The organism is Blautia sp. MSJ-19 (assembly GCF_018918125.1).
Classification (GTDB): domain Bacteria; phylum Bacillota; class Clostridia; order Lachnospirales; family Lachnospiraceae; genus Blautia_A.
In genome coordinates this window covers 52,101-66,435 of record NZ_JAHLQA010000039.1, presented here as the reverse complement: position 1 = coordinate 66,435, position 14,335 = coordinate 52,101, and the positions used below count along the sequence as shown (strand labels likewise).

General features: G+C 42.2%; 11 protein-coding genes. 2 read left to right on the top strand and 9 right to left on the bottom strand.

The window, feature by feature from the left end:
- The first annotated feature begins 42 nt into the window (after positions 1–42).
- Complete coding sequence (locus KQI91_RS13360) at positions 43–1,167, top strand: ABC transporter permease (protein ID WP_216393272.1); 1,125 nt, start codon at positions 43–45, stop codon at positions 1,165–1,167.
- The gene (locus tag KQI91_RS13355) at positions 1,154–2,302 is read left to right on the top strand and encodes an ABC transporter permease (RefSeq protein WP_216393271.1); all 1,149 of its coding nucleotides are present in this window, start codon (positions 1,154–1,156) and stop codon (positions 2,300–2,302) included. The genes KQI91_RS13360 and KQI91_RS13355 overlap by 14 nt, the downstream gene beginning before the upstream one ends.
- 129 nt (positions 2,303–2,431) lie before the next feature.
- On the opposite strand, the gene KQI91_RS13350 is transcribed toward KQI91_RS13355, so the two are convergent.
- From KQI91_RS13350 to mnmE, 9 genes are all read right to left on the bottom strand, one after another.
- Positions 2,432–3,385 carry an alpha/beta fold hydrolase gene (locus KQI91_RS13350; protein ID WP_216393270.1) on the bottom strand — a complete coding sequence of 318 codons (954 nt, stop codon included), beginning with the start codon at positions 3,383–3,385 and terminating at the stop codon, positions 2,432–2,434.
- A 66-nt stretch (positions 3,386–3,451) separates the two neighbouring features.
- Positions 3,452–4,477, bottom strand: coding sequence for a threonine aldolase family protein (locus KQI91_RS13345; RefSeq protein ID WP_216393269.1), 1,026 nt, complete (start codon positions 4,475–4,477; stop codon positions 3,452–3,454).
- 208 nt (positions 4,478–4,685) lie between these two features.
- Entirely contained in the window at positions 4,686–6,383 is a 1,698-nt protein-coding gene (locus KQI91_RS13340; RefSeq protein WP_216393268.1) for a DUF4340 domain-containing protein, read from the bottom strand.
- A complete protein-coding gene (locus KQI91_RS13335) occupies positions 6,384–7,898 on the bottom strand; it encodes a GldG family protein (RefSeq protein ID WP_216393267.1) in 1,515 nt (504 codons plus the stop codon). It lies immediately after the preceding gene.
- A 14-nt stretch (positions 7,899–7,912) separates the two neighbouring features.
- On the bottom strand, positions 7,913–8,776 hold the full coding sequence (locus KQI91_RS13330; protein ID WP_216393266.1) for an ABC transporter permease: 864 nt from the start codon (positions 8,774–8,776) through the stop codon (positions 7,913–7,915).
- Positions 8,773–9,822: an ABC transporter ATP-binding protein gene (locus KQI91_RS13325; RefSeq protein ID WP_216393265.1), complete on the bottom strand. Its 1,050-nt coding sequence runs from the start codon at positions 9,820–9,822 to the stop codon at positions 8,773–8,775. The genes KQI91_RS13330 and KQI91_RS13325 overlap by 4 nt, the downstream gene beginning before the upstream one ends.
- 266 nt (positions 9,823–10,088) lie before the next feature.
- Positions 10,089–10,811 (bottom strand): 16S rRNA (guanine(527)-N(7))-methyltransferase RsmG, encoded by a 723-nt coding sequence (gene rsmG, locus KQI91_RS13320; protein WP_216393264.1) that lies wholly within the window; start codon positions 10,809–10,811, stop codon positions 10,089–10,091.
- A gap of 34 nt (positions 10,812–10,845) precedes the next feature.
- Positions 10,846–12,735 (bottom strand): tRNA uridine-5-carboxymethylaminomethyl(34) synthesis enzyme MnmG, encoded by a 1,890-nt coding sequence (gene mnmG, locus KQI91_RS13315; RefSeq protein ID WP_216393263.1) that lies wholly within the window; start codon positions 12,733–12,735, stop codon positions 10,846–10,848.
- A 76-nt stretch (positions 12,736–12,811) separates the two neighbouring features.
- Positions 12,812–14,185, bottom strand: coding sequence for a tRNA uridine-5-carboxymethylaminomethyl(34) synthesis GTPase MnmE (mnmE, locus tag KQI91_RS13310; RefSeq protein ID WP_216393262.1), 1,374 nt, complete (start codon positions 14,183–14,185; stop codon positions 12,812–12,814).
- Between the last annotated feature and the right edge of the window lie 150 nt (positions 14,186–14,335).

The window sequence follows — 14,335 nt, the reverse complement described above, 5'->3', positions numbered from 1 at the left end:
TTATGCAAAAACGTGTATAAAAACTAGCAGAAAGGATTTTTTATGTTCCATTTAATAAAATATAATATTCTGGTCAAATTCCGGAATTTTAACATGACCTTCTGGCCGCTTGTCTTTCCTCTGATTCTCGGAACATTCTTCTTTTTCGCCTTTGGAAATCTGAATGACGCAGATTTCGAAACTGTTCAGGTCGCTATGGTACAGGAAACTGACAGCAATCCCCTGTTCAGTTTCTACATTGAACAGATTGAAAAAAGTGATCCCGATCTGTTAAATATCCGGGAAATGGACGAAGATACAGCTCTTGCTGCCTTAAAAGCTAAGAAAATATCCGGTATTTATTACAATAAAATGACACCGTCCCTGATGGTTAATGCACACGGCATACCGGAAAGTATCCTGCAGTCTGTTCTGGAAAGCTACAGCAACAGCCTGCACACCATCCAAAGTATCATGAAAAACCACCCTTCCGGAATTCTGGATGGTCTTTCACAGATGGCAGATACCCGTGAACTGGTACAGGAGATTTCTCTGGGTGGAAAAACAATTGATGGTAATTCGCAGTTTTTCTACGCTCTAATCGCCATGGCATGTCTGTATGGATGCTTTATCGGCTTTGGATCTGCAATCACGTTACAGGCCAATTTAACGGCTCTGGCGGCAAGGCGTTGTGTTACTCCTACCCATAAGCTCAAACTGATCCTGTCGGAACAGATTGCATCTTTCCTGCTTGGTTACATTGATGTAATCATCCTGCTTATCTATCTCCGCAATATTTTAAAGCTTGATTTCCAGGGGCAGATGGGAAAAATGCTTATCATCTCCCTGTTTGGAAGTCTGATCGGTGTTTCAATGGGAATTTTTGTCGGCAGTCTCGGAAAAATAAGCGAAGGCATTAAAGTTGCCATTATCCTTGCGCTTTCCATGGTATGCAGTTTCCTTTCCGGGCTTATGAACAGCTCCATGAAAGATCTTGTGGAAAAACATGCCCCGATCATCAACCGGATCAATCCCGCAGCTCTGATCTCAGATGCTTTTTACTGTATCAATGTTTACGATGATCCCGCTCGCTATTACCGGAATCTCATTACACTGGCTGGCATGAGCATCATTTTTGTACTTGCTTCATTTTTACTGATCAGGAGGAATCGCTATGACAGTATTTAAAGGCTATATGAAAATATTAAAAAAGAATCTTGGCCTGGTAAGCATCTATCTGGTTATCTTTTTCTCCGTTGCCATGGCTCTTCAGGCTGCCGCCCGTAAAGACCGTCTCGAAGACTTCCAGAAAACCAGCGTAAACGTTGCAGTTGCTGATCAGGATGACAGCATCCTTTCTCATGCACTCACCGATTATCTCGGAACCATACATAACGTATCCGAAATTTCCAGCGATCCTGCTGTGATGCAGGAAGAACTTTACTACCGAAACACAGAATATATTGTACAAATTCCGAAAAATTTTTATGAAACCTGCATTGTACAAGGCACCCCAATCTCTGTCACAAAGGTTCCAGGTTCTTACACTTCCTTCTATGTAGACCAGCAGATTAACGCATGGCTGAACAATATACGCACTTACATCTCAGCCGGCTTTTCTCAGGAAGAAGCATCAAAGGCGGCTCTTGTCCAGCCCACAGCCGAAGTTTCCATGTATCAGGATGCGACGACCATAACCGAAACTCCGGGATATACCTATTATTTCCGCTATGTCCCTTATCTGTTTCTGGCTGTACTTTGTTACTCCATGGGATATCTTCTGCTTGCCTTCCAGAAAGAAGACATCCAAAAACGTATGCAGGCTTCTGCCATATCCATACGCCGTCAGAATCTGGAAGGACTCCTCGCCATGTTTACACTCGGTTTCGGATTATGGCTGATTGCTATCATCGGTGCAGTTATCATGTATCAGAAAGATTTTCTGGCTTCCCGTGTTCTGCTCTACTATCTTCTGAACACATTCCTGATGATGACAGTCGCACTGTCGCTGTCCTACCTGCTCGGCCTTTTCATAAAAAACAGCAACATGCTCAGCGGAATTTCCAATATTGTTTCTCTTGGCATGTGCTTTTTATCCGGTGTTTTCGTGCCCATGAGTATTATGGACAAAAAAGTTCTGAAGATTGCACAGTTCCTGCCGGTTTACTGGTATGAAAGCATCAATGAAACACTTTCCCAATATCGCACAGTTTCCGTTGATATCGCTGTTGATATCTGGAAGTCTATGGGAATTGAAGTTATGTTCACACTGGCATTCCTTACCATAATCCTGGCCGTCTCAAAATATAAGCGTCAGCGCTGATTTTGAAAATATTTTCATAAAAAAGAACTCATATCCGTAACTATACTGCCTCAAAATCAATTTTCAAGAGGCTGCCGCTCGGATATGAGTTCTCTTTATTTGTGTTTATTTAATTAGCTTTTTCATTCTTTAAAAGAAGATTCCAACCTGCTCCAGAAACTGTTCCGGAACTTCCACATGTGGAAAATGCTTAGTTTCCTTAAGTATTACTGCTTCTACAGAAGGATTTACATTCTGGTACGCTTCTATAATAGCCTCACCGTTGTTCTCAGCTTCACCTTCTACAATATAAAGGCTGTTATCAATCTCTTTGAGTGCACGGGTAATGTCAATATTCATGTACTTAGAAGCCTTGTTTGCATAAACATTCTTCGCATAGCATCCACCTCTGTGTGCTGCTTCATAATAAGCATCCTGCAGATCTCTGTCCGGATGGAATGGATCGAATGCATAATTCTCGATGAATTCGTTATTGATTGCATCTCTTGATACGACCATATGGTAAACCAACGTTCCAAATACAGGAATTTCCAGGCATTTGCGAAGCAGTTTTTCTTTCTTTCCAGGCATTTGTTTCAGGCTGGAAAGACTTACCGGATTCACCATCATGATCTTATTAAAAAGCTGTTTTTCATTATGGCATGCCATTACAACAAATGAACCTGCATAGCCATTCACGATCACGTCTGTTTTCTCTCCGATCACATTCTTGATGAAATCACAGATTGCCTGTACATAAACAAAGTTTGTATAGGTCATACCTGGCTTCTCAGAACGTCCACATCCAGGAAGATCAATGTTATACACGGTATGTTCCAGTGCAAGATCATCCTCAATACGGCTCCATTCAAATCCGGATCCACCCGGAAGCATGTCATGGATCAGAAGGATCGGGCTGCCTTTGCCTTTTTTTGTATAATAGATATCACCAAATCGCCAGTGATAATAATTTCTCACATCAGTATCCAGCATTTCCTTCAGACAGGCGGATGCTGCGATCACTTTATTTATAATATGGATAGTGGCAGTTGTTGTCGTAACCAGTGCTGCTATAGTCAGCAGACGTTTGCTGTGTTTCTTCATGTTCTACCTCCCTTTTTTCATCACCTGAATAGTTTTATTATACGATAAAAAAAGTGTTTTTACAATCTATAACAGTGAAAGAAGTTTCTCCACATCTTCCATTCTGGTTGCCCAGCTTGTTGCAAATCTGACTACGGTATGTGTATCATCCGCTTTTTCCCAGAAGCTGAACTGAACCTCTTTTTTCAGCTCTTCCATACGGCTGTTCTCCAGGACTACAAACTGCTGATTAGTAGGGGAATCGATGTAAAACTGATAGTCTTTTTCCTTAAGTCCCTCCTTGAGAACTGCTGCCGTCTCAATCGCATTTCGTCCAACTTCCAGATAAAGATCATCTGTAAAAAGAGCATCAAACTGCACGCCTACAAGTCTGCCTTTTGCCAGGAGCGCGCCATGTTGTTTGACTCTTGTAAGAAAATGTTTCGGCATACTGTCTCCTGTAAATACAACAGCTTCACCGCACAGTGCCCCAGCCTTGGTTCCTCCGATATAAAACACATCACAAAGTTTTGCAATATCCTGCAATGTTACATCTGTCTCTTTGCTGACAAGGCCATAGATCAGTCTTGCTCCGTCCATGAAAAGAGGAAGTTTATATTCTCTGCATACGACTGAGAGAGCTGTCAGTTCTTCTTTTGTATACAGAGTTCCATACTCTGTCGGATGAGAGATATATACCATTCCCGGAAATACCATATGTTCATGATTCTCATCCCCATAGAATGTCTCAACCAGATTCTTCAGGTCTGCCGCACAGATTTTTCCATTCTTTTCCGGAAGTGTCAGCACTTTATGTCCGGTAAATTCAATCGCACCGGCCTCATGCGTACTCACATGCCCTGTCTGAGCCGCTACAACACCCTCATATGGCTGTAACATTGTGTCAATGACAATCTGATTGGTCTGCGTGCCACCGATCAGCAAAAAGACTTCTGCGTCCTCACAGCCACATGCCTTCTTAATCTTTTCTTTTGCTTCTTCACAGTAATGGTCGGTTCCATAGCCCGGAAGCTGCTCCATATTGGTATCGATCAGGTGCTGAAGCACTTTTTCATGTGCACCTTCGGAATAATCATTTAAAAAATATAACATCTCTGGTTCCTCGCTTATTTTTATTGTGCATTAGTCCATTTTGTAGTAATATATATTTGTTGCCACTCCTAGATCGGCACGGAATAAAAATCCCCACGAGGTTCCAGCTCGTGGGGATTTTGCTGTCCATACGGACACTTTACAACTTTTTGCCTACTGGCATTATAGCATATGCATTTTTACTTTGCAATATACACTCCTAAGATTTTCAACTTGCCTCATCTTCCGTATCCGGATTTACCATCTTCTGATAAGCTTCATCCAGATCTTTCACATTCATCTTATTTACAAGATAAACTTTATCCTCAACAACTGCTGCATAGAAGTTCGTATCATATTCATAATACTTCACAGTTGTTTCGGTTCCGTTTGTATCCTTGAAGATGAAGGTATATGCCGTATCACCTTCCGGTGTATATTCTTCAGTGAGGCGTTCCTGTGCAGTCATGTTGACAAGTTTATTGTAAAAGGTCGTGAATGTAGATTCATCAAGATCATTACCATCTAATTTGTAAGAAGTTGTTGTAGTCTCTTCCTCGTCATCAGAAGAACTTTCGTCAGCGGAATCTGTATCTGTGGAGTTTTCATCAGATGCATCTTCACTACTTTCATCTGTGCTGTCTGTATCTGTGTCTTCTGTTGACTCTTCATCCTCAGCTTTCACTGTTTCCGTTACAACACTTACAGTATGGTCTCCGTCTGCTGTCTGAATTTCCAGGGAGTCCAGATCATTGACAGAAACATAGCTTACTGTCATGCTGTAGAAATCAGACATTGTGCTGTCAAGGATTTCTGTCAGAGAATCGTTAGTAATCGTATACACTTCTTTACTGTCATCTACTTTGACATAACGGTCACCATCTGTTTCATCTCCCACATAGATCGTAAGAGTTTTCTCCACAGTCTGTGTTTCCTGTTCATCCTCAGAGTCGTCTTCATCTGATGCATCTGCAGCTTCTGAAGTATCTGCAGCCTCTTCATCTGCAGTTTCACTGTCGTTCTCATCTGCCTCTGCATTTTCCTCAGAAGCATCTGTCGTGCTTTCTTCTGTGTCAGCATCTGTGGACTGCTCTGACTCCTCATCGCTCTCCACCGCTTCTTCTTCGGTATAGTTCACAGTAATCACTGCATACGGATCATCGAATCCATATTTAGAATCATCGGTACAATTATAATCCACAAATTTATCATATGCCAGAGAACCAATCGCAGAAGTCACATTTCCTGCCGCTGTCGTATCTGCTTTCTCTGTAGTCCTGCCGTCAGACACATTCCAGAACAGATTCTCTGCATCCTGTGTAAGTTCATATCCATCTTCTTTTTCTACATTCACATCTGTGATCGTAGCAGTCGTCACAGCCGGAAAAGTACCACTTTCCGCAAAATCATATAAAGTTCCCATAAATGGCTCTATAGATGTACTGGATACCAGATAAACATTTTTATCATCATCTGCCGTTTTCACATAATACTGACTGTTTGAAGATTCCATCCCAACTTCAAGAGTCGTATCTCCATCTGCTGTTGTCAGCGTGATGGTATTCTGCGGAGTATCCAGATCATATTCGCTCAAGTCCTCCACATCAGAAATCTCCTGATCCGCAGTCAGGGAAGCAACTCCCCTGACTGCACTGTCAACTGTATCCTGATTCACCGGAAAATCAGCATCCAATTTTTCCGTCCAGGTATCATCTTTTTTATCAAATTCCACGTTGTCCTGGTCTGCGGTAAAAGAAACGGCTGTTATATCATCGGCTTCCAGACTGACCAGATCTACACTCGTATCACTCTCTTCCGTTTCTTTTTCTTCCTGCGAGGTGACATAAAAGTTGACACCTTCATAAGCAGCACATAACACACCCAGCACAGCGACTGCTGAAACCAGTTTGACTGTTTTTTTCTTCATTTATGCCTTTCTCCTTTTCAGCCATACCATAAATCCGATTACAAGAAATACTACCGGAACGATTCCCATTACCATGATCTTCCAGAAACTTACATCATAAGCAGTCAGGGTCAGATAAGAAATCTGCAGGTTCTTGGATGGAACAGAAATCGTAGAAGTCTCATCATTACTGCACATCCAGTTCAGAGAGCTCATGATCATCTGTTCATTTCCGCCGGATACCATCTGGTTGATCTGGCTGTCCATCAGATTGGAAGTTGAATAGTAAACAATCTGCGTTTCTTTGTCATCATCCAGGGTTTCTGTGATGCTCACCCCAAGGTCAAATGGTCCCTCAATATCATCAGAAGTCTTTTCAATACTTCCACTGTTGACGTCTACCTTGGAATATGCACTGTCAGAAGTTGTCAGAAGGCTGTTGATCGTAACAGTATCTCTCACACTGTCTGACTGTTTGATTCCCTGGGCATATGGCATCAGCACATAATAGCCTTTGGATGCAAAATCAGAAATTGCATCTGTGCTGTTAACAGTCGGTACCAGATAATATGGCATCTGTGCATAATGCTGTGTATCGCCTTCGATCACGATGCCATCGGTTCTTTCCACGCCATAGTTTGCAAGAACTGCATCAAAATTATCCATAGATTCTTCTGTATAATCAGAGAAAATCAGGGCTTTACCACCATTTTCAAGGTAATCAATAATTGCATCTCTTTCTGATTCAGAAATATCAGAAGTCGGTGCATTGATAAGCAGGCACGCTGCATCATCCGGTACGCTCTCTTCTGTAATCAGATTCAGTGACTGGATATCAATATTGGCCTTCTGGATATCCTCCTGGATTGTGGAATCCAGATCTTTCTCTCCATGTCCGTCCAGTGTATAAAGAACAGGAAGATCTTCCGATGTCACATAAGAGATTGCACTGTCAATCTGACCTTCTCCATCAAATCCTGTGGTAGTGTAACTGTAAGTATTATAATCCATAGAAGATTCATAAATGCTGTTATAATCTACAACTTTACTTCTGTCACCACATACAACGATCAGACTGTTTGCAGAAACATCATCACTCGTATATTCAGAAGTAAATTTCGGATTTACGACCGGGTCCTTCTGCTCTACGGTGATATGATCCGATTCCTCATCGTATTTTTCCAGAAGTTTTTTGATAGTCTCATCTTCAGATCCACTCTGTACAACCTGATAGATCGTTACATCTTTGTCCAGATCTTTCAGGAATTTCTTTGTATCATCCCCGATACTGTACAACTTCTGATCGCTGACATCCACTTCTGTATATTTTGATGGAAGGGAACCAACGATCATATTGATCACAAGAACGATGACTACAAAAACAGCACTGATGACAACACTGTAGGAACCATTTTTAAGATATTTCTTATTCATGGAATCCTTTATTTTCTGTTTCAGTGGTTTCTTTTCTGTCTCTTTTGACGGATTTTCTATCTTATCTGCCTTTTTTGTTTTCAGTTTTTCCGTAAATTTCATTGTTTCCCACCTCCTTAATTCCAACGTCTCTTGGCAATCGACTGTACAGTCAGGAACAGGCAGACTGCAATCACAGACACAAAATAAATGATCCCTTTGACATCAAAGATTGCATTTGCAAAATTGTCAAAGTGACTGCTCAGATTAAAGATATCCAGTACTTTCTGGATCCCACCTGAAAAGAAGCTGGAATTTACAACGTAAACAATTGCCAGGGCAATCTCTCCGACTATGCAGATCACTGCAGAGATAAAAAAGTTCTTGATCATCGTATAGATCACGATTGCTGCTGCCAGGATCAGAAGCCCAAATGTAATGCAGGTGGAAAGCGCTCCTTCTGAGAAGAAAGAGGAAATTCCATTCATCATATAAAAAGCAAACAGAATGACAAAAGTCAGCACTGCTGCAATTACCTGGCTTTCAGTCAGGGATGAAATAAACACACCAATTGCAAGGTTTGCACAGCCAAGAAGGAAAAATCCAAGTACTGCGGTATATGCTGCTCCCAGAGACACTGTTCCGAATTTTGTCATAAGCAGCGGATACAGACACATGATCAGCATCGGGATTGCAAAAATAGTAACCAGTGCAAAATATTTTCCAAGTACAATTTTTTCTACAGATACCGGTGCTGTGAGAAGCAGCTGGTCTGTTTTCTGTTTCCGTTCCTCGGCAAGAACTCTCATAGTAAGAATCGGTACACTGATCAGAAATACAAAAGTCAGCGCACTCAAAGTATACTCAAAACGCGGATATGCCGCTCCAAGCTGATATGCTGAAAAATAAATACCTGTCAGTAACAGAATAAAAAATATAAATAAATAGCCGATCATGGAAGTAAGATAACTTCTCAGCTCTCTTTTATATACTGCGATCATTTATCTTCCCCCTCCTTTTTGTCTGTTTCCTGTGCCTTCAGAAATTCTTCCGCTTCACTGGCACTGTTGATCTCCGGTTTCTTTTCTTCTTTCTTTTCGGAAGGTTTCTTTTTATCATCCTCGGTCAGTTCAAGGAAGATTTCCTCCAGAGATACTTTCTTAGACTGCATTTCCAGAATCGGGCAATGTACATCTGCCATCTTGAAGAAAACATCTTCGCGGATATCTGTGTCTTCTTTGGTAGAAAGCGTTACATTCCATACATGTTCTTCTTTAGCAGAAGCCACTGTAACGTCTTTGACACCTTCAATCTGTCCAAGAGCCGTACGGATACGATCTTTCTCGCCTTTTACAAGCAGATTCAGGGTATTGGAACCTTCTGCAAGTTTACCGAGATTCTCCGGCGTATCACTGGCAACCAGCTTTCCGTGAGAAATGATCAGTACGTAATCACAGACCGCACTTACTTCAGAAAGAATATGAGAACTCAGAATAACGGTATGTTTCTTTTTAAGACTCTTGATCAGATCACGAATCTCAATGATCTGTTTCGGATCCAGTCCTACTGTCGGCTCATCCAGAATAATCACTTCCGGATAACCCAGAATTGCCTGTGCAAGACCGACCCTCTGTCTGTAACCTTTGGAAAGATTCTTTATCAGACGATTTTTCATGTCTGTGATTTTTACCATCTCCATGACTTCTTCTACCATGGATTTCTTTTGATCTTTTGGAATTTTTTTGAGATCAGCAACGAAATTCATATATTCGCCCACTGTCATATCGAAATAAAGAGGCGGCATTTCCGGCAGATAGCCGATACATTTTTTGGCCTGCTCTGGTTCATCCAGTATATCATGACCGTCGATAGTTACCGTCCCCTCCGTAGATGCTATATAACCGGTAATCATATTCATGGTCGTAGATTTACCAGCTCCGTTTGGCCCCAGAAAGCCGTAGATTTTGCCTTTCTCAATCTTAAAAGAAAGGTGGTCAACCGCAGTATGGTCTCCATAACGTTTGACCAGATTGTTTACTTCAATCACAAGTCTCTCCTCCTTTTTCTATTAACAGAACTTTTTTATTCTGCAATTTTTAAGAATAAAACCCAAAACAAAAGATGCCTCCAGGTGAAACAGAGATAGGGGGTACCTGGAAGCATCTTCCATCATGAGCCGGACTTTTTGTCCGCTCTGGAAATATTCTATGAGGAAGTTGTGATAAAAATAGGATAAATCTGTGATGTTTCTGTGAAAATACAGTGCACTTGTAAAAAGCTTTTGCAGAAAAGTTTTGTGAAAAAGCTTCTTTTCTATGAAAGTGGCTCTTTCAACGGTGTTCCTGCTTTACGCGGATAACGTCCCGGTGTTGCTTTCATTTTCTCGATCACGACAAGAGAACGCTGAATCTCGGAATCCGGAAGGTTAAAATAAACGACATCCTGAATCTTTCCACCGAGAATTTTAACTGCTTTTTCTGCCTGCTGCAGTTCTTCCTGAACTGTCCCGGACTTATAAGAAATAAAATGTCCGCCAACTTTTACATACGGAAGGCAGTACTCAGACAGCGTAGCCAGATTGGATACTGCGCGGGACACGCACAGATCATACTGTTCCCGGTATGCTTTGTTTTTGGCAAATTCTTCGGCTCTTCCATGGATGGCTGTGATGTTTTCCAGCTTCAGCAGAGCAAATGTTTCTTCAAGGAAATTTACTCTCTTTTTCAGAGAATCGAGAAGGCATGCCTCCAGATGTGGAAATGCGATCTTAAGTGGCACTCCCGGAAATCCGGCTCCTGTTCCAATATCCATGATTTTTTCAACTTTTGTCATATCTACAGCCTTCACACAGGCAAGGCTGTCCAGAAAATGCTTTACCAACACTTCCTGAAATTCTGTAATTCCAGTCAGATTCATGACTTTGTTTTTTTCTACCAGATATTCATAAAATGTAATAAACTGCTCTTTTTGCACATCATTCAGGGCAATTCCAAGTTCTTCACAACCCTGCTCCAGTACTTTCAGATCATAAGACACTCTTCGGTCCTCCTGTTCTTGAAAATTTGTTTTCTCATGAATTTCTTCTGTATTGTTCCAGATATACCAGCAATACAGAGATATCTGCCGGTGATACGCCGGAAATACGAGACGCCTGTCCAATGGAGATCGGACGGTACTCTTCCAGTTTCTGTCTTGCCTCAATGCGAAGACTGCCGACTTTTTCATAATCCAGATCTTCCGGAATCTTCTTGGCTTCCAGTTTCTTGAACTGCTCTACCTGTTTGAGCTGTCTCTTGATATAGCCTTCGTACTTCAGATTTATTTCTACCTGCTGTTTTACATCCCATGGGAGTTCTGGTCTCTCCGGATCGATTGGTGCCAGATCTTCATAATTCAGTTCCGGTCTGCGGATCAGTTCTGCAATCGTTGTACCTGATTTCAGAAGAGTGCTTCCTTTTTCTTCCAGCAGTTTCTGCACTTCCGGATTTCCTCCGATCGTTGCATGCTCCGTACGGTCGATTTCTTTCTGGATAGCCTCTTCTTTCCTGAGGACTGCCTGATAAGTTTCCTCATCGATCAATCCAACCTGATAACCTTTCTTGCGGAGACGAAGATCTGCATTATCCTGTCTCAGAAGCAGACGGTATTCCGCACGACTGGTCATCATTCGATATGGCTCATGATTCTCTTTGGTAACCAGGTCATCGATCAACACACCAATATAAGCTTCTGAACGGTCCAGTACCAGCTGTTCCTGTCCCTTGACTTCCATTGCCGCATTGATTCCGGCAATCAGTCCCTGTGCTGCTGCTTCTTCATATCCGGAGCTTCCATTGAACTGGCCGCCGCTAAAAAGCCCCTTGATCTTTTTGAATTCCAGCGTCGGGTAAAGCTGACGTGGATTAATGCAGTCATATTCGATCGCATAAGCATTCTTGACGATTTTTGCGTGTTCCAGTCCCGGAACAGAATGATACATGGCATCCTGAACATCCTCAGGAAGCGAACTGGACATTCCTCCGATATACATCTCATTCGTATACAGCCCTTCCGGTTCAATAAATACCTGATGACGGTTTTTATCTGCAAAACGAACTACTTTATCTTCAATGGATGGACAATATCTCGGTCCGGTTCCCTCGATCATACCGGAATACAACGGAGAACGATCCAGGTTGTTGCGGATGATCTCATGTGTTTTTTCATTGGTATAAGTCAACCAGCAGGATTTCTGTGGAATCTGTACAGACTCCGGATCTGTGGAAAATGAGAACGGAACAACTCTCTCATCCCCAAACTGCTCTTCCATCTTGGAATAATCAATGGTATTTCCTGCGATTCGTGCCGGAGTTCCTGTCTTGAAACGGAACATTTCGATTCCAAGTTCCTTAAGGGAATCCGTCAGATAATTTGCCGCCTGTAATCCGTTCGGACCAGTATAATTACTTACATCTCCATAGATGCATCTTGCTTTGAGGTAAGTTCCTGTACAGAGTACGACCGCCTGGCAATGATAAACAGCACCTGAATAAAGCTGTACTCCGGTAATCTTACCATCTTCCACCAGAAGTTTCGTGACTTCACCCTGTTTGATCGTCAGATTTTCCTGATTCTCCAGCGTTTTTCTCATTTCGGTACTATATGCCTGTTTGTCTGCCTGTGCCCGCAGTGAATGCACCGCCGGACCCTTTGACTTATTCAGCATCTTGGACTGAATAAAAGTTTTATCGATATTTTTACCCATCTCTCCGCCAAGTGCATCCAGTTCTTTGACCAGATGTCCCTTGGAACTTCCGCCTACATTCGGATTACATGGCATCAGTGCAATACTGTCTACGCTTACAGTAAACATTACGGTGTCCAGCCCCAGACGTGCACCGGCAAGTGCAGCTTCACAGCCTGCATGTCCTGCGCCTACTACAACAATATCGCAGGTCTTTTCCAGAGTTCTGTTCTCCATTGTTTTTCTTCCCTTCTTACTTTATTATCTATCTGTTATGATACTTACGGATTGTTACATGCTACGCACTCTTATATTATTTTCCAACACAGAATTTACTGAATATCTCGTTTACAAGATCTTCTCCCACGGACTCACCTACAATGCGTCCAAGACTCTCGTATGCGTTCATCAGATCGATGGAAAAGAAATCCTCCGGCATTCCCATCTCAATACTGCCCAATACAAGTTTCAGACTCTCTTTCGCCTCTTCAAGTGCAGCTCTATGACGTGCATTGGTTATATAAACCTCATCATTAAAAGAAAGCTCTCCATGGAAAAACATTCTCTTGATCTCATCTTCCAACTGGCTGATTCCGGTTTCTTCTACAACAGATACCGAAATTACCGGACTGCCTGTTTTTGTTCTAAGTTCTTCAATATCAACAGCTGCCGTAAGGTCTGTTTTATTATAGATGACAATACTCTTTCGCCCGGCAAGAAGTTCCATGATCTCACGATCATTGTCATCCAGCGGAAGTGACGAATCCACTACATAAAGAATCAGATCTGCGTCCTCCGCCATCTGTTTTGCCTTGCCTACACCAATCTTTTCGACAACATCTTCTGTCTCCCGGATTCCGGCAGTATCGATCACGCGAAGCGTGATCCCATTCAGGGAAATATATTCCTCCAGAATATCTCTTGTGGTTCCGGCAATCTCTGTAACGATCGCACGGTCTTCTCCAACCAGAAAATTCAGAAGAGAAGATTTTCCGGCATTCGGTTTTCCAAGGATAACTGTCTTTATTCCTTCCTGAATCATTCTTCCGTCATCAGCCGTTTTCAACAGCTCGCTGATGTTTTCGCACTCTTTTTCCACAATTCCCTGTAGCTCCTGTGGATAGCCTGTGAGGTCAAAATGCTCCGGATCATCCAGTGCCGTCTCAATATATGCAATCTGATGAAGCAGTTTTGCACGGATTTCCCTAACTGCTCTCTGCACAGATCCTTTTAACTGCTCTACAGAACTCTTTAGTGCCATAGAATTTTTTGCCTGGATAACATCCATAACAGCCTCCGCCTGAGACAGATCCAGCCTGCCGTTCAGAAAGGCCCGTTTTGTAAATTCTCCTGGTTCTGCGATAACTGCACCGTTTTTCAATACAGTTTCCAGAACACGTTTCATGGCGTATACTCCACCATGACAATCTATTTCTACAGTATCCTCACCAGTATAAGTGTGAGGTCCTTTCATGATCATAACCAGTACTTCATCTACAACTTCTTCACCATCATAGATAAATCCATAATGGATGGTATGGCTGCTGACTTCACGGATATCTTTCCTGCCGTTTTTGGAACGGTAGATCTTCGCGATCACATTCATGGCTTCTTCGCCACTGATGCGGACGATACCGATGCCTGAAGCGCTCATTGCTGTAGAGATTGCTGCAATTGTTGCGTCCATATTTCCTCCTTATAAATGAACCACCTGCTGACGCAGATATCTTTATTTTTTATAAAGTACAATTACTCCATGTCTTTGACATTCCCTTAATCGTACAAAAAAAATGTTACCCCAGAAGAAAGCACACGTTCATTACGTGTTATTCACGCT

Excerpts from the sequence above, each read along its gene's own strand:
- mnmG (WP_216393263.1), bottom strand. The coding sequence starts at position 12,735 with ATGGAGAACAGAACTCTGGAAAAGACCTGCGATATTGTTGTAGTAGGC.
- KQI91_RS13330 (WP_216393266.1), bottom strand. The coding sequence starts at position 8,776 with ATGATCGCAGTATATAAAAGAGAGCTGAGAAGTTATCTTACTTCCATG.
- KQI91_RS13360 (WP_216393272.1), top strand. The coding sequence starts at position 43 with ATGTTCCATTTAATAAAATATAATATTCTGGTCAAATTCCGGAATTTT.
- KQI91_RS13345 (WP_216393269.1), bottom strand. The coding sequence starts at position 4,477 with ATGTTATATTTTTTAAATGATTATTCCGAAGGTGCACATGAAAAAGTG.
- KQI91_RS13340 (WP_216393268.1), bottom strand. The coding sequence starts at position 6,383 with ATGAAGAAAAAAACAGTCAAACTGGTTTCAGCAGTCGCTGTGCTGGGT.
- KQI91_RS13350 (WP_216393270.1), bottom strand. The coding sequence starts at position 3,385 with ATGAAGAAACACAGCAAACGTCTGCTGACTATAGCAGCACTGGTTACG.
- KQI91_RS13335 (WP_216393267.1), bottom strand. The coding sequence starts at position 7,898 with ATGAAATTTACGGAAAAACTGAAAACAAAAAAGGCAGATAAGATAGAA.
- KQI91_RS13355 (WP_216393271.1), top strand. The coding sequence starts at position 1,154 with ATGACAGTATTTAAAGGCTATATGAAAATATTAAAAAAGAATCTTGGC.
- mnmE (WP_216393262.1), bottom strand. The coding sequence starts at position 14,185 with ATGGACGCAACAATTGCAGCAATCTCTACAGCAATGAGCGCTTCAGGC.